Source organism: Nocardia sp. NPDC056564, from assembly GCF_042793755.1.
Classification (GTDB): Bacteria; Actinomycetota; Actinomycetes; order Mycobacteriales; family Mycobacteriaceae; genus Nocardia.
In genome coordinates this window covers 186,158-209,364 of the sequence record NZ_JBHTUR010000004.1, presented here as the reverse complement: position 1 = coordinate 209,364, position 23,207 = coordinate 186,158, and the positions used below count along the sequence as shown (strand labels likewise).

General features: G+C 69.0%; 18 protein-coding genes. 12 read left to right on the top strand and 6 right to left on the bottom strand.

Annotation, left to right across the window (positions count from 1 at the left end; genetic code table 11):
* Positions 1-109: 109 nt before the first annotated feature.
* From ACFQ9K_RS12300 to ACFQ9K_RS12280, 5 genes are all read left to right on the top strand, one after another.
* Positions 110-1,366 (top strand): AI-2E family transporter, encoded by a 1,257-nt coding sequence (locus ACFQ9K_RS12300; RefSeq protein ID WP_378715426.1) that lies wholly within the window; start codon positions 110-112, stop codon positions 1,364-1,366.
* A gap of 20 nt (positions 1,367-1,386) precedes the next feature.
* The gene (macS, locus tag ACFQ9K_RS12295) at positions 1,387-2,559 is read left to right on the top strand and encodes a MacS family sensor histidine kinase (RefSeq protein ID WP_378715428.1); all 1,173 of its coding nucleotides are present in this window, start codon (positions 1,387-1,389) and stop codon (positions 2,557-2,559) included.
* Positions 2,560-2,623: 64 nt separating this feature from the next.
* Complete coding sequence (locus ACFQ9K_RS12290) at positions 2,624-3,259, top strand: response regulator (protein WP_378715497.1); 636 nt, start codon at positions 2,624-2,626, stop codon at positions 3,257-3,259.
* Between the two features lie 125 nt (positions 3,260-3,384).
* The gene (locus ACFQ9K_RS12285) at positions 3,385-4,041 is read left to right on the top strand and encodes a DUF1707 domain-containing protein (protein ID WP_378715500.1); all 657 of its coding nucleotides are present in this window, start codon (positions 3,385-3,387) and stop codon (positions 4,039-4,041) included.
* A gap of 222 nt (positions 4,042-4,263) precedes the next feature.
* Entirely contained in the window at positions 4,264-4,638 is a 375-nt protein-coding gene (locus tag ACFQ9K_RS12280) for a MerR family transcriptional regulator (RefSeq protein ID WP_378715430.1), read from the top strand.
* Positions 4,639-4,653: 15 nt separating this feature from the next.
* On the opposite strand, the gene ACFQ9K_RS12275 is transcribed toward ACFQ9K_RS12280, so the two are convergent.
* Positions 4,654-5,844, bottom strand: a complete 1,191-nt coding sequence (locus ACFQ9K_RS12275) for a helix-turn-helix domain-containing protein (protein WP_378715433.1) — start codon at positions 5,842-5,844, stop codon at positions 4,654-4,656.
* 282 nt (positions 5,845-6,126) lie between these two features.
* Here ACFQ9K_RS12275 and ACFQ9K_RS12270 point away from each other — a divergent pair, with 282 nt between their 5' ends.
* Together ACFQ9K_RS12270 and ACFQ9K_RS12265 are read left to right on the top strand one after the other, a co-directional pair.
* Positions 6,127-6,585, top strand: a complete 459-nt coding sequence (locus ACFQ9K_RS12270) for a hypothetical protein (RefSeq protein WP_378715436.1) — start codon at positions 6,127-6,129, stop codon at positions 6,583-6,585.
* A gap of 134 nt (positions 6,586-6,719) precedes the next feature.
* Positions 6,720-8,735, top strand: a complete 2,016-nt coding sequence (locus ACFQ9K_RS12265) for a DUF2339 domain-containing protein (protein ID WP_378715438.1) — start codon at positions 6,720-6,722, stop codon at positions 8,733-8,735.
* Between the two features lie 142 nt (positions 8,736-8,877).
* On the opposite strand, the gene ACFQ9K_RS12260 is transcribed toward ACFQ9K_RS12265, so the two are convergent.
* The 4 genes from ACFQ9K_RS12260 to ACFQ9K_RS12245 are packed head-to-tail and all read right to left on the bottom strand — an operon-like array spanning position 8,878 to position 14,838.
* Complete coding sequence (locus tag ACFQ9K_RS12260) at positions 8,878-11,898, bottom strand: MMPL family transporter (protein WP_378715440.1); 3,021 nt, start codon at positions 11,896-11,898, stop codon at positions 8,878-8,880.
* Positions 11,899-12,627 carry an NYN domain-containing protein gene (locus ACFQ9K_RS12255; protein ID WP_191093746.1) on the bottom strand — a complete coding sequence of 243 codons (729 nt, stop codon included), beginning with the start codon at positions 12,625-12,627 and terminating at the stop codon, positions 11,899-11,901. It abuts the gene before it with no gap.
* Entirely contained in the window at positions 12,624-13,436 is an 813-nt protein-coding gene (trmB, locus tag ACFQ9K_RS12250) for a tRNA (guanosine(46)-N7)-methyltransferase TrmB (protein ID WP_378715443.1), read from the bottom strand. The genes ACFQ9K_RS12255 and trmB overlap by 4 nt, the downstream gene beginning before the upstream one ends.
* A gap of 58 nt (positions 13,437-13,494) precedes the next feature.
* The gene (locus ACFQ9K_RS12245; RefSeq protein WP_378715446.1) at positions 13,495-14,838 is read right to left on the bottom strand and encodes a lipase family protein; all 1,344 of its coding nucleotides are present in this window, start codon (positions 14,836-14,838) and stop codon (positions 13,495-13,497) included.
* Positions 14,839-14,990: 152 nt separating this feature from the next.
* Here ACFQ9K_RS12245 and ACFQ9K_RS12240 point away from each other — a divergent pair, with 152 nt between their 5' ends.
* The 4 genes from ACFQ9K_RS12240 to ACFQ9K_RS12225 all read left to right on the top strand — a co-directional run bounded on the left by ACFQ9K_RS12240 (position 14,991) and on the right by ACFQ9K_RS12225 (position 20,624).
* A complete protein-coding gene (locus ACFQ9K_RS12240) occupies positions 14,991-15,773 on the top strand; it encodes an SDR family oxidoreductase (RefSeq protein WP_378715448.1) in 783 nt (260 codons plus the stop codon).
* A gap of 62 nt (positions 15,774-15,835) precedes the next feature.
* Positions 15,836-16,969 carry a hypothetical protein gene (locus tag ACFQ9K_RS12235; protein ID WP_378715451.1) on the top strand — a complete coding sequence of 378 codons (1,134 nt, stop codon included), beginning with the start codon at positions 15,836-15,838 and terminating at the stop codon, positions 16,967-16,969.
* Complete coding sequence (locus ACFQ9K_RS12230) at positions 16,956-18,542, top strand: hypothetical protein (protein WP_378715453.1); 1,587 nt, start codon at positions 16,956-16,958, stop codon at positions 18,540-18,542. Before ACFQ9K_RS12235 ends, ACFQ9K_RS12230 begins: the two co-directional genes overlap by 14 nt.
* Before the next feature lie 249 nt (positions 18,543-18,791).
* Entirely contained in the window at positions 18,792-20,624 is a 1,833-nt protein-coding gene (locus ACFQ9K_RS12225) for a phosphoenolpyruvate carboxykinase (GTP) (RefSeq protein ID WP_378715456.1), read from the top strand.
* Between the two features lie 528 nt (positions 20,625-21,152).
* On the opposite strand, the gene ACFQ9K_RS12220 is transcribed toward ACFQ9K_RS12225, so the two are convergent.
* The gene (locus ACFQ9K_RS12220; protein WP_378715458.1) at positions 21,153-21,905 is read right to left on the bottom strand and encodes an HD domain-containing protein; all 753 of its coding nucleotides are present in this window, start codon (positions 21,903-21,905) and stop codon (positions 21,153-21,155) included.
* A gap of 111 nt (positions 21,906-22,016) precedes the next feature.
* On the opposite strand from ACFQ9K_RS12220, the gene ACFQ9K_RS12215 reads away from it, so the two are divergent.
* Complete coding sequence (locus ACFQ9K_RS12215) at positions 22,017-22,967, top strand: GlxA family transcriptional regulator (RefSeq protein ID WP_378715460.1); 951 nt, start codon at positions 22,017-22,019, stop codon at positions 22,965-22,967.
* The last annotated feature ends 240 nt before the right edge of the window (positions 22,968-23,207 follow it).

Genomic DNA, 23,207 nt, shown 5'->3' with positions numbered 1-23,207 from the left:
CAATCTAGCGTTTCGATCATGTGCGCCTCCCCGCGGCGCTGTTCAGCCCCCTGACACTCGCCCACGCCCGGCGCAGGCCGGAGCCGGACAACAGAGCCGTACGCTCGTTATGCTCGGCCAGGTGACGGACCCCAAGCCAAGCTCGAAGCGGAATGCCTCGCTATCCCGGCCAGCCGCTGACTCGGTACATCCGATCGTCCGGGTGTCGGCCGAGTGGGGCTGGCGCCTGCTGATCCTGTTCGCTGTGACGATCGCGCTGGCCGCGATCGTGCAGAAGCTCGCAACGGTGGTCATTCCGCTGGCCATCGCGCTGCTCGCGGCGGCGCTGCTGGCACCGCTGGTCGACTGGCTGCAACGCCTGGGCGTGCCGCGCTCGGTCGGCGTGTTCGTCGCGCTGGTCGGTTCGCTCGGGCTGGTCGCGGGGGTGATGACGTTCGTCGTCGAGCAGTTCATCGCCGGCGTGCCGCAGCTGTCCGACGAATTCACCAACAGCATTCACAAGATTCAGGATTGGCTGATCACCGGCCCGCCGCATCTGAGCAACGATCAGATCCGCAATGTCGGTGACCAGATCATCAAGACCATCCAGTCCAATCAGGACCGGCTGACCAGCGGGGCGCTGACCACCGCGACGGTCATCGCCGAGCTGCTCACCGGCACCTTCCTGACCCTGTTCATCCTCATCTTCTTCCTCTACGGCGGCGATCAGATCTGGCGCTTCGTCACCCGGATCATCCCGACCGAGCAGCGCGAGAAGGTGCGCACCGCGGGACAGCTCGGGTTCGGCACCCTGGTCGGGTTCGTCCGCGCCACCGTGGTCGTCGCGGCGGTGGACGCCATCGGCATCGGCACCGGGCTCGGCATTCTCGGTGTACCGCTGGCGCTGCCACTGGCCTCGCTGGTGTTCATCGGCGCGTTCATCCCGATCATCGGCGCGTTCGTCGCCGGGTTCGTGGCGGTGTTCATCGCGCTGGTGACCAAGGGGCTGATCACCTCGCTGATCGTGCTCGGCATCATCATCGCGGTGATGCAGCTGGAAGGGCATGTGCTGCAACCACTGCTGCTTGGGCGCGCGGTGAGCATCCATCCGCTGGCGGTGGTGCTGGCGATCACCGCGGGCGTGGTGCTCGGCGGGATCGCCGGCGGTCTGCTCGCGGTGCCGTTCGTCGCCGTGATGAACACCGCCATTCGATCGTTGCTCGCGGACGGCCCGGAAGAGATATTCGAGGAGTTACAGACCGGCGAGGTCGAACCGGACGATCCGGAACCCGGCCGGTTCGATGTGGCGGCGACCCTGGCCAAGCACGAGACGAGCGAAACCCGGATCGCCGAACCGGAATCCGATGACGGCGCGCCGAAGGGCTGAGCCGCGGGGGAGGGGGCTCGATGGCGCGCGGGGCTGAGCCGAATTCCGCCGATGTGGCCACCACGCCGCTGTGGCGAGCCGCGCAGGCGCTGCGGTTGGTCACGCTGCTGTACGCGGTGCTGCAACAGTTCGCGTCCGCGCCCTATTACCAGAATCAGCGGTTGAGCTGGGTGCTCATCGCGTTGATGGCGGTCTGGTCCGGCGCGTCGGCGATCATGTTGTCGCAGTGGCGGTTTCCCGATGTGCGGCGGGTGCGCGTCTGGGTGGTGCTCGGTGACCACGTCGTGGTGATCGCGTTGATGGCGGCGACCCGGCTGGTCGCCGATTACGACTGGTATCACGGGCATCAGACCTTGCCGACGACGCTGTGGGCCGCCAACGCGGTGATCGGGGCCGGGGTGCTGCGCGGGCCGATCGCCGGGGTGCTCTCCGGTGTGCTGATCGCGTCGGTCGCGTTGACCGTGCGCGATCAGTGGGGGCAGGACGTGTGGACCGATGCCACCGTGCCGGTGCTGGTTTCGGTCGGCCTGGCCCTGGGGCTGGCCGCGAATACCGCGCGCCGGGCCCAAGACCAGCTCGAGCGCGCGGTGCGGCTGACCGCGGCGACCGAAGAGCGGGAACGGCTTTCGCGCGAGGTGCACGACGGGGTGCTGCAAGTGCTCAGCTACATCAAGCGACGCGGCACCGAGATCGGCGGGCCCACCGAGGAATTGGCGCGGCGAGCCGGGGAACAGGAAGTGGCGCTGCGGGTACTGATCACCGAGACCGCCGATCGCGGAGACTCCGGCGGGGCCGAGGTCGATCTGCGTCCGCTGCTCACCGTGCACGCGACACCGTCGGTATTCGTGTCCACGCCGGGCAATCCGATATCGATCGGCCGGTGGGCGGGTACCGAGATCGCCGCGGCCGTGGCGACGGCGTTGTCCAATGTCGAGCTGCACGCCGGACCCGACGCGAAAGCCTATGTGCTGCTGGAGGACACCGGTGCGGAACTGGTGATCAGCGTGCGCGACGACGGGGTCGGCATCCCGCCGGGGCGGCTGGCCGAGGCGGAAGCCGAAGGGCGGCTGGGGGTTTCCCGCTCCATCATCGGCCGGATCGAGGCCCTCGGCGGGACCGCCACGGTGCTCGCCGAGGCCGACGGCGGCGTCGGCTTCGGCACCGAGTGGGAATTCCGGGTGCCGAGAACATGAGACCGAGCCAGGACCGAGGAGGCGCGTGGTGACCGATAATGCTGCGAACGAAGGCGTTTCGGTAATGGTGGTGGACGACCATCCGATGTGGCGGGACGGCGTCTCGCGCGACCTCACCGAGGCGGGTTTCCACGTCGCCGCCACCGCCGACGGGGTGGGCGCCGCCACCAGGCGGGCGGCCGCGGTGCGGCCCGCGGTGGTGTTGATGGATATGCAACTGCCCGACGGGAACGGCGCGCAGGCGACCGCGGAGGTGCTGCGCGTCTCGCCGGAGAGCCGGGTGCTGGTGCTCTCGGCGTCCGCGGAACGCGACGATGTGCTCGACGCGATCAAGGCCGGTGCCTCGGGTTACCTGGTGAAAAGCGCGTCGGTCGCGGAACTGATCGAGGCGGTGCACGCCACCGCGGCCGGCCAGCCGGTGTTCACCCCCGGCCTGGCCGGACTGGTCCTCGGCGAATACCGGCGGATGGCCACGACGCCGGCCGAACCTGACGAACCGCATCGCCCGGCACTGACCGATCGGGAGACCGAGGTGCTGCGGATGGTGGCGAAAGGCCTGTCCGCCAAGCAGATCGCGGCACGTCTCGGACTGAGTCACCGGACCGTGGAGAACCACGTCCAGGCGACGCTGCGCAAACTCCAGCTGGCCAACCGGGTCGAACTCACCCGCTACGCGATCGAGCAGGGCCTCGACGAATGATCGCCACCGGAAAGTCGCACACCACTATCCGGGATCGCCCTGATCCGCGTCGGCCCGCGGATCGGTAATCTCGAAACATGGGCGGACCCGAATCGGAATCCAGTGGCGTCGGCTCCGGGGACGCGGTGGGCGACCGGGATCTACGCGTATCCGACGTCGAGCGCGAGCACGTCGGCCAGCTGCTGCAGCGCGCCGTCGGACTCGGCATGCTCTCGCTCGGCGAGTTCACCGAGCGGATGGATACGGCGCTGGCCGCGAAGACCCGCGGCGAGCTGAACGCCGTGCTCATCGATCTGCCCGGTGTGCGTCTGGTGGGGCAGCCCGCCGCGCCGCCGTCGACCTTCGTGAACACCGCGCCCTCGTTCGTGAAGCAGCACCGCCCGGCCCCGTCGCCGCTCGGCGGGCAGCCGGCGCCCGGCGGCGTGATCCGCTCCCGCCTGTCCGGGGTGAACCGGCGCGGGCCCTGGCATGTCGCGCCGTCGTTGCGGCTCAACAGCATGCTCTCCGGGGTGACCCTGGATTTCACCGAGGCGATCATGTCGACCCAGGTGGTCGAGCTGACCGTGGACGACTACTGCAGCTCGCTCACCCTGATCGTCCCCGCCGAGGCGACCGTCGACCTCAACGACGTCGAGCTGATCGGCTCCAGCGTCAACAACAAGGTCCGCACCGGACCGCCGATCGGCCCGCTGCACCTGGTGGTGCGCGGCCGCGTCCGCTTCGGTTCCATCACCGCCAAGCACACCTTCATGGCGCACTGGCGCCGGATGATGGGCCACTGATCCGCGTCAGGTCGGGCAATTTCCGGCCGCGTCCGTGCCGTTGTCGGCGTGCGCTCGGTTGCGCGTCATCGGCGCGATTACCGGCGGTTGGGTAGCGCGAGCGGGGCCTGAGTTCGGTAGGGGCGAAGAGGTCGGCGGTTGCTGTCGTGTTCGGCAGGTGAGTACGGTAAAACCTCACGTCCATGTGAGGTTCAACTCGAGTGGTGAGATACGGGGTGGCGGATGCGCATCGGGGAGCTGGCCAAGCGCACCGGGGTGAGTGAGCGGTCGCTGCGGTACTACGAGGAGCAGCTGCTGCTGGTGTCGGAGCGGACGCCGGGCGGGCATCGCGACTACTCGGAGCGGGCCGTGGATCGGGTGATCCACATCCAGGAACTGTTCGCCGCAGGGCTGAACAGCAAGACCATCGGTCAGATCCTGCCGTGCATGCGGGACGTGGACGGTGGGCCGAACGAGTCGGCGACGCCGGAGTTGGTGGCCCAGTTGACGATCGAACGCCGGCGGATCGACCGCACCATCGACGACCTCATCCGCTCGCGTCAGGTCCTCGACGAGGTGATCGACCGCGCCGCGGCGCCGTTCCCGGCGACCGGATAGGTCCCGGCGGACCGGTCAGGTATTGACGCCGATCCGCCGGGCGAAGGCGCGCAACGGGACTCGCCGGTCGTGATCGAGCAGCTCGGAGACGATGTGGCGGGGCAGGGACTGGTACTTGAGCCAGTCCTGGCCGCCGACGCGTTCGGCGGTGAGCAGGGTGTCGAGCGCGCGCTGGTGCTGGCCGGTGCGGGTCAGCGCGACGGCGGTGTCGGTGAGGTGGCGGGCCCGCGAGGATTGCGGGAGACCGCCGTTGACCGGCATGGCCTTGGCCGCCGCCAACGCCTCGGGGTACCGCTCGGAGGACACGTTGACGTCCACCGTCTGCATGACGACTTGGGAAGGGCCGAAATAGGTTTCGTAGTCGCGACGGTCGCCGCCGATCCGCAACGCGACCTCGCCCGCGGCTTCGACCAGCGCCAACGCCTCCGGCACGTTCTGCGCCCGGCCCGCCGCCGTCGCGCCGAGCAGCATCAGTGAGCCGTACGAGGACAGGTGTGCCGGGGTGACCTCGCCGGCCGGCTCCAGGCTCGCCGCCGCCCGCAGCGCCACCCGCCGCGATTCGTCGTAGCGACCCTGCACGAGCAGCTGCCAGGCGACCGACCCGCGAATGGTGCCGAGCAGCAGCGGGTCGTTGCCGTCCTCCGCCGCGGCCAGCGCCTGCCGGATGGCCAGGAACGCCGGATCGGTCTGGCCGAGGTGTACCAGCGTGCAGCCGGTCACCCAGTACATCCGCGCCAGCAGCTCGTTCGCCACCGCGACCGAGCCGTTGCGCGCGGCATGCACGGTGGACCGCAGCTGCGTGAGCCCCGACGGCAGGATCGCGGTGAGCAGTTCGTAGCGGCCGACCCAGTACGCGCCCCACGCGTAGTCGACCGCGCGCCTGCCTTCGTCGAGGCTGATCGCCGCCTCTTCGTTCGTCTCGCCGAGCAGATCGTCGACCGGGGTCAGCGCGCGGCGGATGGCGACGATGCCGGATTCCGGGTCGGTGGACGGCACGCCCGCGCGTTTGCCGATGAGGTCGGCGATGTCCACATCCAGGGCGCGGGCCAGTTTCTGCAGGCTGGCGATCGAGGCGGTCTGCCGGCCGCCCTGCTCGAGCTTGCGCACCAGGTCGACGCTGACCCCGGCCTGATCCGCGAGCTGACGCTGGGTGAGCGCCTTGCCGCGGAACATACGGATCCGAACGCCGATCGACGAATCGTCCATGTACCCAATTCCTTTTGTTACATCTGGGTTTCAGGGTACGACGCTAAGTCACCGCACTCGGCCGAAGTGGGACATTACGTACGACTCGTTTACCGCTGGATGGAATACCGTTGCCTTTCTGCAACTTTCATAGCAAAGGGCGGCGGCAAATGAACACCATGCCGAACATCTACCGCGGCGTCACCACACGCCACCTGCAGCGCGTACACGACCAGCACGGCCCGCTCCGCCGAACGAGAACCTCCGCGATCCGATCCGCTGTTCTCGCCGAAGGGTAAAACCATGTTCGAGCGCTGTCACTCTCCCCTCGATATCGCGCATCTGCTTCGCGACCTCTACGGCCTGCCGGTCCAACTGCTGGCCGGCCGCCCGATGGTCACCACCGGCTCCATCCTCGGCGCCATCGTCATGCCGCCTGATCTGGGCCGCAAGGTCCTGGCTACGCTGGACCGCACGCACACCGCCCCGGTGATCGCCGATCCGGGCGACCGCAACTGGACCTTCCTCGTCACCCCGCCGACCCCGGCCCGTCCCGTCGAGGTCCCCGTCCGGCGCAGCCTCGCCGCGCACCAGGTGACCGTCGTTCCCGGCGGCCACCACATCCTGCTGCCCACCACCGATTCCACCCTAGGCTGGCACTGGGCCGGCGAACCGGCCCCCGGCGTCCTGGCCATGCCACCGCGCCAAGCCGTGATCAACGCGGTGCACAAAGTAACCACCCTTCAGACCAGCACCACCTGACCACCCGCCCGGACCGGCCCCCACCCGCCGCGCCGGGGTGGGGGTCGGTCGGCGGGAGAAGTCGGGTAGATATTGCGGGTCTATCGGGGGGAATTACTCATGCCGTGGATGGGTGGGGTGGACAGCATTGAGTTATGACCACATCTATCGATCCGGCGCTGATTTCGCGCATCTCGGGGGAATTCTCTGCGCTGGGGGCGCAGATGGGGTTGCTCGGGCAGGATTTGGCGTTGCTGCGGAATCAGGTGCTGGGGGAGTCTGCTGGGGCGCAGACGGTTTCGGCCGAAGGGGCCTCGGCGCCGGCCGGTCCGGTAGCGCCGGTGCCGCAGGCTCCGGCGTATGTGCCGCGGTTCGCGCCGGCTCCACCGATATCCGGGTGGGGTGCGCCGCAGGGCGCGCTGATGCCGCCTCCGCTCGCGGCGCAGGCCGGACCGGTGCCGCCGCGTGGACCGATGCCGCCCGCGGGGATGCCGCCCATGGGGATCCCGATGCCGCAGCCGGGGATGCGGCCGCCGGTGCCGCCGCGGCGGACGCCGCCGGTGCCGCATACGCCGTGGTGGCAGCGGGACGGAGTGATCAGCCGGATGCTCGCGGTGGCCGGGGTCGCGGTCACCCTGATCGGTGTGGTGATGCTGCTGGTGCTCGCCGCGCAGGCGGGGTTCTTCGGCCCGGTGCCGAGGGTGGTTGCGGGCGCGGCCTTCTCGGCGGCCCTGGTGGCGGCCGGGATGCGGGTGTTCGATCGGGCCGGCGGCCGGGTCGGCGGAATCGCGCTGGCGGCCACCGGCATCGCGGGCGCGTACCTGGACGTCGTCGCCGTCACCTCGATTTACCACTGGTTGCATCCGGTGATCGGGTTCGCGGTGGCGTTCGGCGTCGCGGCCATCGGCGTCGCGTTGGCCATGCGGTGGCAGTCGCAGCCGTTGGCGGTGCTGGTGGTGATCGGTGCGGCGGTGTTGTCGCCGGTGCTGACCACCGGGCCTGCGCTGCCTGCCTTCCTGATCGTGTTGCAGTTGGCCTGTGTGCCAGTGCAATTGCTGAAGGACTGGCCGTATCTGCATGTGGCGCGGACGTTGCCCGCGGTGCTGGCCACGTTCCTGCTCGTCGCGGGTGCGATCGTCGGCGGTGGTTCGGATCGGCCGCTGCTGCTGCTCGCCGCCGTGGCGGTCGCGGTGGTGGGACTGGCCGGGACCGTGCCGGTGGTTCGCCGCAGGCACGCCGACCTCACCGCCTCGCTGATGTTCGCCCTGGCGACGGTGCCGCTGCTGGTCGCGCCGGGGATGTACAAGCTGGATCGGCCGGTCGCGTCGACGATCGCCGGGCTCTTCGCGCTCGTGCTGCTCGCGCTCGCCGCCACCGCGTTGATTCCGAAAGTGGCCGCGCTGGTGCGACTTCCGGCGCACACCGCGGTGGTCGCCGCCGTCGCCGGCTCGATCGCATTGCTCGAAGTCTGTGTCACGGTGACGAATCCGCGCAGCCTGCCGATCGCGTGGTTCCTGGTGGCCGCGGGTTATCTCGGCGTCGCCGGGCAACGACGCTCCGGCGTCGCGGCCGGTATCGGTGCCGCCTTCGCGACCCTCGGCGCCTTCGCCTTCCTGGCCGTCGCCGGTCCGGATGTCCTTGCTTCGCAACGCCGTTCGGTGGATAACCTGAGCGTCTCGACGATGCTCGGCGCGGTCCTCGCGCTCGCCGTCGTCGCGGTGGCGGTGTGGAGCGCGCGCAGGCTGCCGGGCTGGCAGGGCACTGCCGAGTTGCAGTGGATCGTGGCCAGCATCGCCGGACTGTACGCGGTGACCGCCGCGACCGTCTCGATCGGCGTCGCCACCGGCGCGCCCGACGGATTCGTCATCGGCCACAGCGCCGCGACCATCCTGTGGATGGCCGGCGCCACCGCCGCCCTGTTCTACGGGCTCCGCAATATCGGCAAGGCCACCGCGGTCGCCAAACTCGCCCTCGGCTCCGGATTGCTGGTCACCACAGCCGCGTTGGCCAAACTGTTCCTGTTCGACCTCGCTACCCTCGACGGCCTGGTCCGCGTCGCCGCCTTCCTCGCCGTCGGCGTCCTGCTGCTCGTCGTCGGCACCCGATACGCCCGAGCGTTCGCTGAGGCAGGTGCGAACGCCAAGGAATCAGGCCGAGCACCGACTTCCTGACCAAGCCGACTCGGAAGGTCGTTCGCCGGGCCGGCCGCGGCTCCGCCCGCACCGACTCCGCCGGCGATCAGCGCACTCAACAGGCAACAAGATCTGTTGTTGCCCATGCGAATCCGCAGGTTGGTGCGAGACTCGCGCCGGACTACTCCCGGTCGCGCCTGCGGAGCAGTTCGTTGACGCTGACGGTGCGGCCGTCCGCGCTGGAGTGCCTGCCCTCGTCCGGCTTGCCGGGGCGACGGGACGAGCGGAGTCCGGCCATCCAGTCTTCGATGCTGTTGCGGTTCGGGTCGCCGGGATCGGCGTCGGCCGGTTCCGCGGGAGCCGGTTCCGGTGCGGCGTGGTGGGTGGGTCGTTCGGCCGACTGCGCGGCGTCTTGCCGCGGCGCGATGAATTCGGTGTATGCGGGCGGATCCAACGGGGCCAGTGCCGGTGTCGGCTGAGTCGGCTCGAACTTGGCCTCGGGCCGCCGGGCGCCGTCGGACGGAACCGATCGAGGCGCCGGGGCCGCGGGCGGTTCGAAGGCGGGCGGTGCCTGCCGCTCGAACGGCCTTGCCACGGGGGACTCGAACGCCGAGAACGACGACCCCGAGTCGGGCCGCGCGGTACCGATGTCGAACGGCAGCGAGGGCGGGGTCGGCCGAGGGCCGGTGGGATCGTGCGGGGTCGCCGGGAAGACCACGGGCGGTTGCGCGTTCGGGATTCCGGTGCCCACGGGCCCGGCCGGCCGCGGCAGGTTCGGGTCCAACCCGAAACCCGACGGCGGCGTCGGCCGCTGCCGCGTCGGATCGAGCGGCGCCGGCGCGGGCGTCCCAGGCGGCTTGGGCGCGGTGGGCGGCACCTTGTTGAGATGTTTGGTGGGCGCCTCGGCCTCGATCTCCTCCACCGTGCGCGGGCGTCGCGGCTTGCGCGGCCGATTGCCGTTGTCGATGGCGGGGATCTGCATGGTCACCGGGTCGGTGATCGGCGTGGTCTTGACCAGGTCGACCACCTCACCGCCGCCGGGGCGTTCGTCGTCCAGGATCGGTTCGCCGAGCCCGATCTTCTGCTGGATCTTCTTCATCCAGGCGGGTGCCCACCAGCAGTCGTCGCCGAGCAGCTTCATCGTCGCCGGCACCAGCAGCATGCGCAGGATGGTGGCGTCGATGAACAGCGCGGCGATCATGCCGTACGCCAGGTACTGCATCATCACCAGATCCGAGAACGCGAACGCGCCGGTGACCACGAGCAGGATGAGCGCGGCCGCGGTGATGATCCGGCCGGTCTGCGCGGTGCCGATGCGGACCGCCTCGGTGGTCGACGCGCCTTGCGTGCGCGCCTCCACCATCCGGGACAGCAGGAAGACCTCGTAGTCGGTGGACAGGCCGTAGATCACCGCGATGATCAGCACCAGCACCGGCGACATGATCGGCTGCGGGGTGAAGTTCAGCAGCCCGGCGCCGTGCCCGTCGACGAAGATCCAGGTCAAAATGCCGAGCGTGGAACCCAATCCGAGCGCGCTCATCAGCGCGGCCTTGATCGGCAGCACCAGCGACCCGAAGGTCAGGAACATCAGCAGCGTGGTGACCAGCAGGACCAGCCCGATCATCAACGGCATCCGCTGCAACAGCGCGTCGATGCTGTCCTTCTGGATCACCGGCTGCCCGCCGACGTACATGGTCACGCCGTCGGGCACGTCGATCGAGCGCAGATAGTCGATGGTCGGATCGGCGTCCTCGGAGTCGGCGAGGGTCGCGCTGGTGCGATACACCTGATTGTTTGTGTTGGAGCGCGACGGTACGTCGAAGGTGCCGTTGAGCCCGGGCGCCTGCTTGGCCTCGGCCCACGCCTTGCCGACGTCGGTGCTGCTGTCCGAGACGAACACCAGCTGGATCGGATCGGATTTGCGCAGCGGGAAGATCGAGTCGAACTTCGCCTGCGCGAGCCGGGTCGAGTTGTCCGGCGGCAGGTAGCGCTCGTTGATGCCGCCGAACGCCAGGTTCTTGACCGGAATGATCAACAGCAGCAACAGGATGCAGATCGGGATCGCGATCTTGAGCGGATGCTGCATCACCCAGCGGGTGGACTTGCCCCAGAACCCGTTCTCCACCTCGTCGGCGGTCTTGGTCTTGCGGAACCGCTTGAATCCGAACATGTCCACGCGCGGGCCGAGCACGCCGAGCATCGCGGGCAGGATGGTGATCGAGGTGAGCGCCGCGAGGGAGACCGTGGCGATGGAGCCGTAGGCGATCGATTTCAGGAAGCCCTGCGGGAACAGCAGCATGCCGCCGAGGCTGGCGATGATCATGGTCGCGGAGAACACGACCGTGCGGCCCGCGGTCATCACCGATCGGCGCACCGCGGCCGGGGTGCTGTAACCCTCGGCCAGTTCCTCACGGAATCTGCTCACGATGAACAGGCCGTAGTCGATCGCCAGGCCGAGACCGATCATCGAGACCACCGGCGCGACGAACGAGTTCACCTCGGTGAATCTGGTGATGAACAGCACGATGCCCTGGGCGCCGATCACCGTGAGACCGCCGACGATCAGCGGCAGTCCGGCCGCGACCAGGCCGCCGAAGATGAAGAACAGCAACACCGCGACGGCGGGGATGGCCAGGATCTCCATCCGGTGCTGGTCCTCGGCCATGGTGTCGTTCAGCGTGCCCGCCACCGCTTGCAGGCCGGCGACCTGCACGTCCACCCCCGGAATGGTGAAGACGTCCTTCACCTTCCGGAAGTTGTTCAGCATCTCGGTGTCGTTGTTGCCCTTGATGGCAATCGAGGCGAACGTGTACTTCTTGTCCTTGGAACCGAACGTCTGCGGCACGGCCTGGCCGGTGTCGGTCTTCCAGTAGGCGCCGTTGACCTGGGTGATCTCCGGGTAGTCGCGCGGCAGTCGATTCAGGCTGCCGACGACCTTGTCCCGGAAATCCGGATCATCGATCGTCTTACCGTCCGGTGCGGTGTACAGCACGATGACATCGCTGTTGTGGTCGCGCCCGAAGGCGCCGTCCGCGATCCGCGCACCCTGCGACGATTCCGACGTCGGATCGTCCCACCCGCTGGAGCTGAGGTGGTCGCCCAAACCGAGGCCGTACCCGCCCAGCGCTAAGAGCGCGGCCGCGACGATGCCGATGACGCCGAAGCGCAGCTTGTAGACCAGATCGCCCCAGCGTGTGAACACTTAAGCGACTCCTTGCGCTGGGCGAGAGGTGAGCAGCGCCGTGAGCGGCCGGAACGGCTGCAGCCAGGCGCCCTCGTCGGGCAGCGAGTCGAGGCTGACCCTGGGCAGCGGTTCACGGAACACGCCCGGGATGTCCTCGAGATCGATGAACTCGAGGGTATCGGATGTGACGGCCCAACTGGCATGCTCGCGGAAGCCGAGTACCTGACAGGGGATTCCGCTCGCGGCGAGTTCCTCCAACGGCTCGCGGAAGGCCTGGCCGTCGGCCGAGGCGACCATGATGCCCGCCAGTCCGGCGCCGCGACTGCGCAGTTCGATGTGCGCGAGCATGTCCGCGTCGACATCGGAGTCCTCGTCGATCTTCGGCTTCGCGAAGACGGCGTAGCCGACGTTGCGCAGCGCCTCGACCCACGGACGCACCACATCGGCCGTACCGGGCGCGATGTTGGTGAACACGGTCGCTTCCGGCTCGACCCGGTGCACGCTGCCGACCGACAGTTCGGCTGTGCGGGCCAGCAGCCAGCGCCCCAGTGCGTCGAACCGGGGGCGGTAGGCCGCCGTCGGCCTGCCGCCGAGAATGGCCCCGAGGCCCATGTCGAGGTTCGGGGCGTCCCACACCAGCAGGACCCTGCGCACGTCCGGCGTAGCGCCACCCAGACCCTCGGCTCCGGTGCCCTGCACCTCCCCGGCAACATCGACCACCTCGTGGGCCATCTCACTGACACTCATAATTCGATCTTCCCCCATATGAGCTCAGTAATGGCGCTACCGGCACGATGTGCCTTACCTTCGAATTTCGTGACGGGCCTTTCGAAACCGATCGGGGCGTTGTCCCGATGGTCCGCACTGACCCCGCCCGTGGCCTCATTCAGGCCTTTGAGCAGCGGTTCTTCCGCGCCTACCGCGGCAATGTGTTCCGCGTAGTCCGCGTGGTCCGTCGCGACATGCAACACACCGCCCGGTTTTAGTCGATTGGCGATCAACGCAAAAGTCGCGGGCTGCAACAGGCGTCGTTTGTGATGGCGCGCCTTCGGCCACGGATCGGGAAAGAAGACTCGGACCCCGGTCAGCGATTCGGCAGCAACCATGTTTTCCAGCACGTCGACGGCGTCGCCGCGCAGCAGCCGGATGTTGTCGATCCGCTCGCGCTCGATGCGCTGCACCAGCTGGGCGAGGCCGGGCCGGTACACCTCGATGCCGATCAGGTTCAGGTGCGGTTCGGCCTGTGCCATCGCGGCGGTGGCCGTGCCGGTGCCACAGCCGATTTCGACGACCAGGGGTGCTTCCCGGCCGAACCAGGCGGCGGCGTCCAGCGGTTCGTCGGCGACCTCGCGGCCGATCGCAGGCCACATGCGGGCCCACGATTGCTGCTGGGTCGCGGTCAGCGCACCCCGGCGCGACCGGAAGCTGGTTACGCGGGGGTAGAGGCGAGAGCCGGTTTTGCTCCGGGGCTCACGCTCGGTCCGGGCCGAACCTGTGGACGGCGGGCCCGGAACTGACTCGGCAGTATTGTTCGCGGCGTCGTTCACGGCGTCCATTGTCCAGCATCGGCGCAGTGGTGCGGCAATCGACTGTTGCTTGCCGTCCAACGGGAGGTCAGGCGGCGCGCGCGCGGTCGATCCTGGCCACCGGCGCGCTCTCCTGCCGGAGCGGGCGGCCGAGGGCGACCTTGGTCGCGGTCACCAGCATCTCGTAGAGCCCGCGAGCGCCGGTCAGGGACGCGGCGACCGACCACACGGTGCGGTCGCCCGCGTCGCTCACCGGTTGCCCGGCCAACCGGTCGGCCAGCCACTCCAGGCTGATCGGGGTGGCCAGCGGCAACAGCGAGAAATGCTCGCTCAGCCGGTCGCGGACATAGGTCACGTGCGCGCCGCCGCGGCGGTAGCGCTCGACCTGACCGTCGATGCCGTCCATGTGGATGACCTGGTCGTGAACCGGCTGCACCACCAGCAGCGGGCAGGTCGGCGTCGAATTGCCGAGGCGCAGATCGTCGAACATGGCCTGGAATTCCGGCGTCGCGATCAACTCGTCCAGCGGGCGGCTCAGGAAGTCGTCCATCCGCTGACCGGCCAGGCCGAAGATGGCGCCGAACGGCGTCGCGGTCTCGGCCCGCGCGACGAACCGGCGGCCGTCCATGGTGAGTTCGTTCTGCAGCATCGCGCCGAGCACCGGGTAGAGCCTGCGCAGCGCCGCGATCACGATGGCGGGCAGGCCCGCGTAGCTGCTGCCGTTCAACCGGGCGAAAACCTGGCCGGGATCGCCGACCGGGGCGCCGAGCACCGCGCCGACGATGTCGAGTTCCGGTGCGTAGGCCGGTGCCATCTCCACCATCCAGGCGCTGGCCATGCCGCCGCCGGAGTACCCCCACACCGCGACCTGAGTGCGCGGGCCGAGGCCGAGCGGGGCGAACCGCTGCGCCGCCCGCACGCCGTCGAGCGCGCGATAGCCGGGTTCGCGTGGCGCACCGAAGTTTCCGCGCGGGCCCTCGTGATCGGCGATGCTGACCGCCCAGCCGCGGCGCAGCGCGTTCGCGACGAGCAGCCACTCGAACTGGGTGACCGAGCCGAGCGCGCGGGCGCCGTAGCGCAAAGCATAAGAAGGAGCGCATTTCTCGGTGACCGCGTCCATCGCGGTTTGAAAGGCCAACAGCGGCCGGTCTTCTCGCGGGTCGGCGTCCAGCGGCAGCAGCACCGTGGTGATCGCCGCCTCCGGCGTCCCGTGCATATCGCAGCTGCGGTAGAGCAGCTGCCAGGCCGAGACCTGCTGGGGCACAACGCCGAACAGTGCGAGCTCGATCTTGCGGCTGCGCAGGACGGTGCCGGGCGGCTTGGCCGCGAAACCCTTGGGCGGGCGGTGGAACGGGTCGTTACTCGGCAGCAGCGGTTTCCCGTCCGCTAGGGCGGGCTCCGTATCGGCAGTGCCGATGACATCGGCAGTCATCGCGACCTCCTCAGCAGTGAGGTCGGTTGCCGTATTCGAAAAGCAATGTTGCGCACCAACTATGGCGCCGACCACTTGAATGCAGGGTAAATGACCGGTAGCGGGTCTGGGAAGCCCGCTCGTTCGGGGCCGGTCGCACTAGACTGCGCGGTATGGGCAGACCGTCAGTGTTCATCACCGGTGCCGCGGCCGGAATCGGCCAGGCGACGGCGCTGCTTTTCGCTGCGCAGGGCTATCACGTCGGCGCCTTCGACATCGACGAGGTCGGGTTGACCAGGCTCGCGGCCGAGATCACCGGCTCGGGCGGCAGCGTGCACACCGCTGTCCTCGATGTGACGAACGCCACCCAGTGGGCCGAGCGGCTCGCCGAATTCCACGCCGCCGCCGGGCGGCTGGACATCTTGATCAACAACGCGGGCATCCTGCGCGCGGGTCCGTTCGACGCCATCGCGCTGCCCGCCCACCGGGCGATCATCGACGTCAACCTGGGCGGTGTGCTCACCGGCACGCATGCCGCGTTCGGCTATCTGCGCGACACCCCCGGTGCCCAGGTGGTGAACCTGTGCTCGGCGTCGGCGATCTACGGCCAGCCCGAGCTCGCCAGCTACGGCGCGAGCAAGGCCGCGGTCAAAAGCCTCACGGAGGCACTGGATCTCGAATGGGAACGGCACGACATCCGGGTGATCGCCATCTGGCCGCTGTTCGTCGACACCGCGATGGTCGACGGCGTGCAGACCGGGACGACCAAGTCGCTCGGCGTGCGGCTCACCGCCGAGGACGTCGCCGCGGGCATCTGGGACGCGACGCGCAGGCGCGGCCGGCTGCCGCGGGTGCACTACGAGATCGGCGCCCAGGCCAAGGTCCTGGCGGCCGCCGCGAAGTACGCGCCGAACTGGGCCGTGCGCACCGTCAACAAATACTTCAGCGGTACCTGACCGGTCGCCACCTCCGGCGGCGCGTCTTCTGCAAGAATTGCGCACCGTAAAGGGGGTGCAACATGCCGACAGCGACGGAGTCCGACGGGCCGCTGCGCGAACGCGGGGTGCCCGCGCGCGAACACGACCAGCTCGACCGGCTGCTCGCCGACCTGCGGTTCGGGACGGGGCGGGACAAGCAGATCGGCTACGCCGCGGGTAACGCCGTCAGCGCTTGGCGCACACCGCCGCGGATCCAGGTGATGGGCCGGGCGCGCGCGGGCCGCACGACGGTGTCGCAGGCGCTCGCGCTGATGTCGGCGGTGGAGACCGGTCCGGTCGACGAACCGGGCATGCCCGACCCGGAATTCGACGCGGACATCGTCATCTACGTGCTGTCCGCCGCGCCCTCGCCCGCGGATCGCCGGGTGCTCGCCACGCTGCCGCCGGAGCGCACCATCGTGGTGCTGAACAAGGCCGACGCGATCGGCGCGCGCTGGGCCGACGCGGTCGCCGCCGCCGACCAGTACGGCCGCGAGGTCGGCACCCCGGTGCTTCCGGTGGTGGCCTCGCTCGCCCTGCGCACCCGTGCGGGCGCGATGACCGACGCGGATCTGGCCTCGCTGCGCCGACTGGCCGCGAATACCGATGCCGCGCTGATGCTTTCGCCGGATCTGTTCGTCGGACCGGGTCCGGACCTGGCCGGTCGTGAACAACTGTTGCAGCGCTGGGACCTGTACGGGGTGAGCTGTGCGCTGGCCGCGCTGGCCGGCGATCCGGACCTCGCCCCGCAGACACTGCTGCAAATCCTGCACGCCGCCAGCGGAATCGACGCGTTGCATCAGCTGCTGCATCGCCGCTACGAGCAGGTCTCCGCGCTGCGCGGCGGCGAACTCCTCGACGAACTCACCCGGCTCGCGGCCCGCGCGGTTCCGGAGCAGGGCAGCACCGCCCGAGACATCTTGGAGGCCTATCTATTCGGCGACGACGCGCGCTGGCTCGGCCTGTGTGCGGGCCTGGCGCATCCCGCCGTCGCACATCTCGCGGCAGGCTACCCGGCTCCCGCGCCCGCCGACGCCGACGACGCGCTGGCCCGCGCCGCCCGCTGGCGTGCCGTCGTCTCCAGCGACATGCCGCCGACCGCCCGGCGGGCCGCGCTGCGCGTGCACAACGGCTACATCCGACTATGGGAACGGATGAGCAGTGCCGGGCTCTGACTCCCCGCCCGGCCCGCCGGTCGGGGCGGACCGACCGCTCGAGCTGCCTGCCGACTCGGTCCCGCCCGAGCCCGCCGACCGCTTGGTCAGTCCGCCGCCCGAGGTGGAAGCCATTGTGGCACGGTGGAATCCGCAAGGTATCGCGCTGCTGCGCGCGGTCGAAGGGGCGGGCGCGGCCGGTGCGGTGATGTTGATCGGACCCGCCGATGCCAACACCACGCTGCTGCGCACCGAGCTGGCGCGGTTCGAGCCGCGCATCCGTCTCGCGGATCCGGTGGCCGACGCGAACGCCGCGGTGGAGACCACCGCACCGTCGGGCACCGCGCCGTCGCCGGTCGCGCTGATCCTGCTGGACGCGGGCACCACCATCGGCGCCGACACCCTGCGCATCGTGCACCGCCTGCGCTCGGACGGGACCCGGATCCTGCTCGCCATGAACGGCATTCACGCCTATCAGGATTGGCGCTCGGTGCGGGCGCGCAACCTGGAACTGCTCGCCGCGCAGGGCGCGGTCGAACTGGACATCCTGCCGGTGTCCGCACGGCTCGCGGCGGCGGCCCGCACCGCGGGCGACGCGGGCCTGCTGGACCGCTCCGGGCTCGGCGCGCTGCACGCGGCCTTGACCGCGGCCGCCGCCGGCGCGGAGGCCGAGGGCGGCGGCCGGCTCGCGGCGGTCACCGCGCGGGTGCTCGCCGACACCAGGCAGCGGGTGACCGAACAGGTGATCGCGCTGCACTCCGGCGCCGAGACGGCCAGGCTGCGCGAGGAGCGCGCCGTGCTGCTGGCCGGCCGCGACGGCGGCCGGGCCACCGCCATGTCCACCCTGCGCGGCCAGCTGCACCTGGCCCGGGTCGACCTGATGACCGAGGTCGGCGCCCGAATTCGGGCGCTGCACACCGCAACCCGCGCCGACCTCGACCGCCTGCGCCGCGGCGAGCTCGGCACCTACCCCGAGCGGTTGCAGCACGCCGCCACCGAACTGACCGGCGCCGTCGACCTCGCCATCGACCAGCGCCTGGCCGAACTCACCGCGCACATCGACGGCGTCCTCGAACCGGGAAGCAGCCAGCCGCTGCGCCGCCGCGACCCCGCACCCCGGGTCGGACCCGACCCCGACCCGCGGCACCGGGGTGTCGAAGATCACCTCATGATCGCGCTCGGCGCGTCGGCGGGTGTCGGCCTCGGCAGGCTGTTGGTTTCGCCACTTTCCCTGGTGCCCGCGCTGGATTTCGCGAGCGTGCCGGTGACCCTGCTGCTCGGCGCGGGCGCGGCGGGCTGGGTGGTACGGGCGCGCGGGCAACTGGCCGATCGCGCGCACGTGCGCCAGTGGGTGTCCGACGCGCTGATCAATGTAAAAGCCCAGCTCGAGCAGCGAGTGGCGACCGCACTGGTGGAAACTGAGACGGTGCTGGCCGATCGGGTGGTGCAGGTGAGCACCACCCGCATGGTGGAAACCGATCGCCGGGTGGCCGAACTCGAAGCCCGGTTACGGCGGATGGTCGCCGAACAACCCGGGCAGCTGGCGGCATGCGAACGGGATATCGCGATCCTCGATGGTTGGATCACGGGTTGATTAACTCATAAGAATGGGTACATAGTGACGAACCCGATTCAGTACCGGTCGTCACATCGCGTTAACCTCTAATCAGGAACTTGGGCGTCCGCTAAGTCCTCGTCCGCCGTCCAGCCGGGGCGCGCTTTCGACTGGTCGTAGCGGGTGCCTTCCCGCCAATGGTGGCGCTCGGTGTGTTCGCGCTGGTCAACGGGCCTTGGGGCCAGGCGGCGACGCATCGTAGGGACCGCCCATCTCAGGAGAGTTTTCATGACTTCAGCGACCATTCCTGGTCTTCGTGGATCCGACGGTAAACAGCCGACCGAACACAGCGAACTACTCGCCTGGGTACAGGAAGTCGCCGAACTCACTCAGCCGGAGCGAGTGGTCTGGGCCGACGGGTCCGACGAAGAATGGGATCGCCTGACCGCGCAGCTGGTCGAGGCGGGCACCTTCAAGCAGCTCGATCCGAAGAAGAAGCCCAATTCCTTCCTAGCGCTCTCCGATCCGTCCGATGTGGCCCGGGTCGAGTCGCGCACCTACATCTGTTCCAAGAGCGAGGCCGACGCGGGCCCGACCAACAACTGGGTCGACCCCGCCGAGATGCGCGCCACCATGACCGAGCTCTACCGCGGCTCGATGAAGGGCCGCACCCTGTACGTGGTGCCGTTCTGCATGGGCCCGCTCGGCGCCGAGGACCCCAAGCTCGGCGTGGAGATCACCGACTCCGAATACGTCGTCGTCTCGATGCGCGTGATGACCAGGATGGGCAAGGCCGCGCTGGAGAAGCTCGGCACCGATCGCCCGTTCGTGAAGGCCCTGCACTCGGTCGGCGCACCGCTGGCCGAGGGCGAAGCGGATGTGCCGTGGCCGTGCAACGACACCAAGTACATCACCCACTTCCCCGAGGACCGGGAGATCTGGAGCTACGGCTCCGGCTACGGCGGCAACGCGCTGCTCGGCAAGAAGTGCTACTCGCTGCGCATCGCCTCGGCCATGGCGCACGACGAGGGCTGGCTGGCCGAGCACATGCTGATCCTCAAGCTCATCTCCCCGGAGAACAAGGCCTACTACATCGCCGCCGCGTTCCCCAGCGCCTGCGGCAAGACCAACCTCGCGATGATCCAGCCGACCGTTCCCGGCTGGCGCGCCGAGACCCTCGGTGACGACATCGCCTGGATGCGGTTCGGCAAGGACGGCCGGCTCTACGCGGTGAACCCGGAGTACGGCTTCTTCGGCGTCGCGCCCGGCACCAACCACAGCTCCAACCCGAATGCCATGGCCACCATGGAGGCGGGCAACACCGTCTACACCAACGTCGCGCAGACCGACAACAACGACGTGTGGTGGGAGGGCCTGGAGGGCGAGCCCGATCACCTGATCGACTGGAAGGGCAACGACTGGTTCCTGCGGGAGACCGAAACCCTTGCCGCCCACCCGAACTCGCGTTACTGCACGCCGATGTCGCAGTGCCCGACGCTGGCACCGGAGTGGGACGACCCGCAGGGCGTGCCGATCTCGGCCATCCTGTTCGGCGGTCGTCGCAAGACCACCATCCCGTTGGTCACCGAGTCCTTCGACTGGCAGCACGGCGTGTTCATGGGCGCCACCCTCTCCTCCGAGCAGACCGCAGCGGCCGAGGGCAAGGTCGGCACCGTGCGCCGCGACCCGATGGCCATGATTCCGTTCATGGGCTACCACGTCGGTGACTACCTGAACCACTGGATCACCCTCGGCAAGAACGCCGACGCGAACAAGCTGCCGAAGATCTTCTACGTCAACTGGTTCCGGCGCGGCGCCGACGGTCGCTTCCTGTGGCCCGGATTCGGCGAGAACTCCCGCGTGCTGGAGTGGATCGTCGGCCGCGTCGAGGGTTCGGCCGAGGCCACCGCCACCGCGGTCGGCAACGTCCCCGTCGCCGCCAACCTCGACCTCGACGGTCTGAAGGTCGACCCCGACGACGTCGACGAGGCGCTCAAGGTCGACGCCGACGAATGGCGCAAGGAGATCCCGCTCATCGAGGAGTGGTTCGAGTTCGTCGGCGACAAGCTCCCCTCCGGCGTCCGCGACGAGTTCGAGGCCCTGAAAGAACGCCTCGGCTGATCGCCCGACCCCTCCGACCGCCCGCACCGTCCCCCGACGCTGCGGGCGGTTTGGTTATATCCCAACAATTTCCACTGATTACCCACCTACGCCGTTTGGATCGCGAGCCATCGGATATCCGGATCGTGTGCCTACGGCCAACTTTGGGCACCGGCGAGTGGCACATGGCGGAGTGGGGCTCCTGTGACTTCTTGTTGCACCCATGTGCCACTCGTTGCTTACCTTGCGACTTATTGTCGACGGATTCGTTTGTGCAGCAACCGATTAAGCTCACTTGCCGAAAGGGGTGTTCCGCAACAGTGTGCTGCGCTACCGGATGAATCGCGGTAGTTGATGCAGAACGTCTGCGACGTACGTTGCCGAGTTAGTACCCCTCCACCGCGGAGGTGATCGCAGAAAACGGTGCGTGGCCGGTACGCCGACGACGGGTCGACCGCGCGCGTACCGCATCTCCAGAACCGGGAGCGGCAGGTCTGCGCTGCGTTGACCGGTTGGTGGAAGACATTCCTCAGCACCTGGGCGAGTGGTCTATTCGGGGAATGGGGCGAAGCGGATCAGTTGGCGTAGGGCGGTCCGGGTGTTCAGCCAATGGGTTCGGCCTTGCGGCATTGCTTTGGCTTCGTTGGTGAGGGCGTTGATCATGTGGGTGCTGAAGTTGTGGCGGGGGTGGAGTCGGCAGAGTTCGGTTACCCAGGTCGGGTCGAGTTCGCTGATGCGGGCGCCGATCACGTCGGCCGAGGCGCCCGCGTAGATGAAGCGGCCGGGGATGCTCAGGTCGTCGTTGCCGTTGCCGGGGGTTATGTGGGTGGTGATGGCGGTGGCGATGGCCTGGGTTCGGGCGGGAGTGGCGCCGGCGGCCGCGACGAAGCGGGCTGCTCGTTCGGCGCCGGTGACGGCGAAACAGCTTCCGGGCGTGGGGTGTTCGAGGTGAAGGTCGTGCAGGAGACAGGCGACATAGACGAGTTCGTCGTCGTAGCGCGCGCCGTCGAGGTCGGCGAGGACGCGGCCGAAGAAGTAGGTGCGGTAGGAGTGGGCGCGGACGTGGATCGAGAGCGATTCGCGCGCTTCGGTTTCCGCGGCGCGGGCGAGGGCGGAGTCGGGCAGGCGGAGGCCGGCGAAGTCGAGGCGGCCCGCGCCGCGGCGGCCGACGGCGAGGCGAGCCCGGTCGGCGAGCAGGGCGGGCAGCGAGCGGGTGACCGTGACCATGAGTTGACGGCGCTGTTCGCGCGAAAGCGCGCCACGTGTCCTGGTAGCCCAGTCCCCATCGATACCGGCGCTCATCGGTGTCCCTCTCGCTCGCTCGTAACTCGAGTTCCAGTGAATCGCGGGCGGCCACTGGACCGTAAGTGGCAGGCATGCCAGTAACCCTCGGATTCATGCCAAACTGGTGGAGTGAAGCAGGTTGTCGCCCTCGCCTTGGACGGCGTCATGACCTACGACCTCGCCTGCGCCGTCCAGGTGTTCCGGCATGGACCTGGGAAGTTCGGCGAGCCGGTGGGGTTCCGGATGGAGACCTGTGGGTTGCGGCCGGGGCCGGTGTGGACGCCGAATGGGTTCGGGCTCGAGGTGGAACACGGTCTGGACGCGTTGGCGTCCGCCGACATCGTGGTGGTGCCGGGCATCGCGGTGCCGACGTTGCCGCCGCCGGAGGAGGCGCTCGCGGCACTGCGTGCCGCGGCGGCTCGGGGCGCGACCATGGTGAGCATTTGCGTCGGCGCGTTCATTCTGGCGCGGGCGGGGTTGTTGGACGATCGGCCCGCCACGACACACTGGGCCTACTGCGCCGAATTCGCCGATCTGTTCCCCGCCGTCAAGCTGGATCCGACCGCTCTTTATGTGGACGACGGTGACGTCCTCACCTCCGCGGGTCTGTCGGCGGGACTGGATCTGTGCCTGCACATCGCCCGCCGGGAACTAGGTGCCGGCCCGGCGGCGGAATTGGCGCGATGGAACGTGACCCCGCCGCACCGATCCGGTGGCCAGGCGCAATACATTCCGGATGCGTTGGCGGGCAGCGGCTTCCACGGCGCACTGGCCGCGACCATGGCCTGGGCGGTGGAGAACCCCGCTGCGGCGCCGGACGTTTCGGCATTGGCCGCGCACGCGCTGATGAGCGAGCGCACGTTCATCCGCCGATTCAAGGCGGAGGTCGGCACCACCCCGCGCCGCTGGCTGGACGCGCAGCACACGGAGCGCGCCCGCGAGCTGCTCGAAACCACCGACCTGCCAATCGAAGTAATCGCGACCCGGTCGGGCTTCGGCAGCGTGACCGCGTTGCGCACGCATCTCCGGGCGGCGACCGGTTCGACCCCGGCGGACTATCGCCGAGCATTGCGCCACTGACCGTTCGGTGCGCGGCATTCAGGGCAGGAGAATGTAGCGGCGCACAAACTTTCACCACGATGGTCGCCAATTCCGGTGTATACCAACCAGTCGCGACCACGCCGCTGACCCGCCTTACCTTTCATGACGGATCATCATTCGCCGTTATGGCGTGTTTCCCGCCGCGCGCACCCATTGTTGTGGTGCTATTGGTAATGGTCGGTGTGCACAGGTCGCGAGCACCATAGGTTTGCCGAAGCT

Bases quoted from the DNA above. Each gene is read 5' to 3' on its own strand.
- macS (WP_378715428.1), top strand. From the start codon at position 1,387: ATGGCGCGCGGGGCTGAGCCGAATTCCGCCGATGTGGCCACCACGCCG.
- ACFQ9K_RS12245 (WP_378715446.1), bottom strand. From the start codon at position 14,838: ATGACTGCCGATGTCATCGGCACTGCCGATACGGAGCCCGCCCTAGCG.
- ACFQ9K_RS12290 (WP_378715497.1), top strand. From the start codon at position 2,624: ATGGTGGTGGACGACCATCCGATGTGGCGGGACGGCGTCTCGCGCGAC.
- ACFQ9K_RS12280 (WP_378715430.1), top strand. From the start codon at position 4,264: ATGCGCATCGGGGAGCTGGCCAAGCGCACCGGGGTGAGTGAGCGGTCG.
- trmB (WP_378715443.1), bottom strand. From the start codon at position 13,436: ATGGACGCCGTGAACGACGCCGCGAACAATACTGCCGAGTCAGTTCCG.
- ACFQ9K_RS12240 (WP_378715448.1), top strand. From the start codon at position 14,991: ATGGGCAGACCGTCAGTGTTCATCACCGGTGCCGCGGCCGGAATCGGC.
- ACFQ9K_RS12265 (WP_378715438.1), top strand. From the start codon at position 6,720: ATGACCACATCTATCGATCCGGCGCTGATTTCGCGCATCTCGGGGGAA.
- ACFQ9K_RS12225 (WP_378715456.1), top strand. From the start codon at position 18,792: ATGACTTCAGCGACCATTCCTGGTCTTCGTGGATCCGACGGTAAACAG.
- ACFQ9K_RS12220 (WP_378715458.1), bottom strand. From the start codon at position 21,905: ATGAGCGCCGGTATCGATGGGGACTGGGCTACCAGGACACGTGGCGCG.
- ACFQ9K_RS12255 (WP_191093746.1), bottom strand. From the start codon at position 12,627: ATGAGTGTCAGTGAGATGGCCCACGAGGTGGTCGATGTTGCCGGGGAG.
- ACFQ9K_RS12275 (WP_378715433.1), bottom strand. From the start codon at position 5,844: ATGGACGATTCGTCGATCGGCGTTCGGATCCGTATGTTCCGCGGCAAG.
- ACFQ9K_RS12270 (WP_378715436.1), top strand. From the start codon at position 6,127: ATGTTCGAGCGCTGTCACTCTCCCCTCGATATCGCGCATCTGCTTCGC.
- ACFQ9K_RS12300 (WP_378715426.1), top strand. From the start codon at position 110: ATGCTCGGCCAGGTGACGGACCCCAAGCCAAGCTCGAAGCGGAATGCC.
- ACFQ9K_RS12235 (WP_378715451.1), top strand. From the start codon at position 15,836: ATGCCGACAGCGACGGAGTCCGACGGGCCGCTGCGCGAACGCGGGGTG.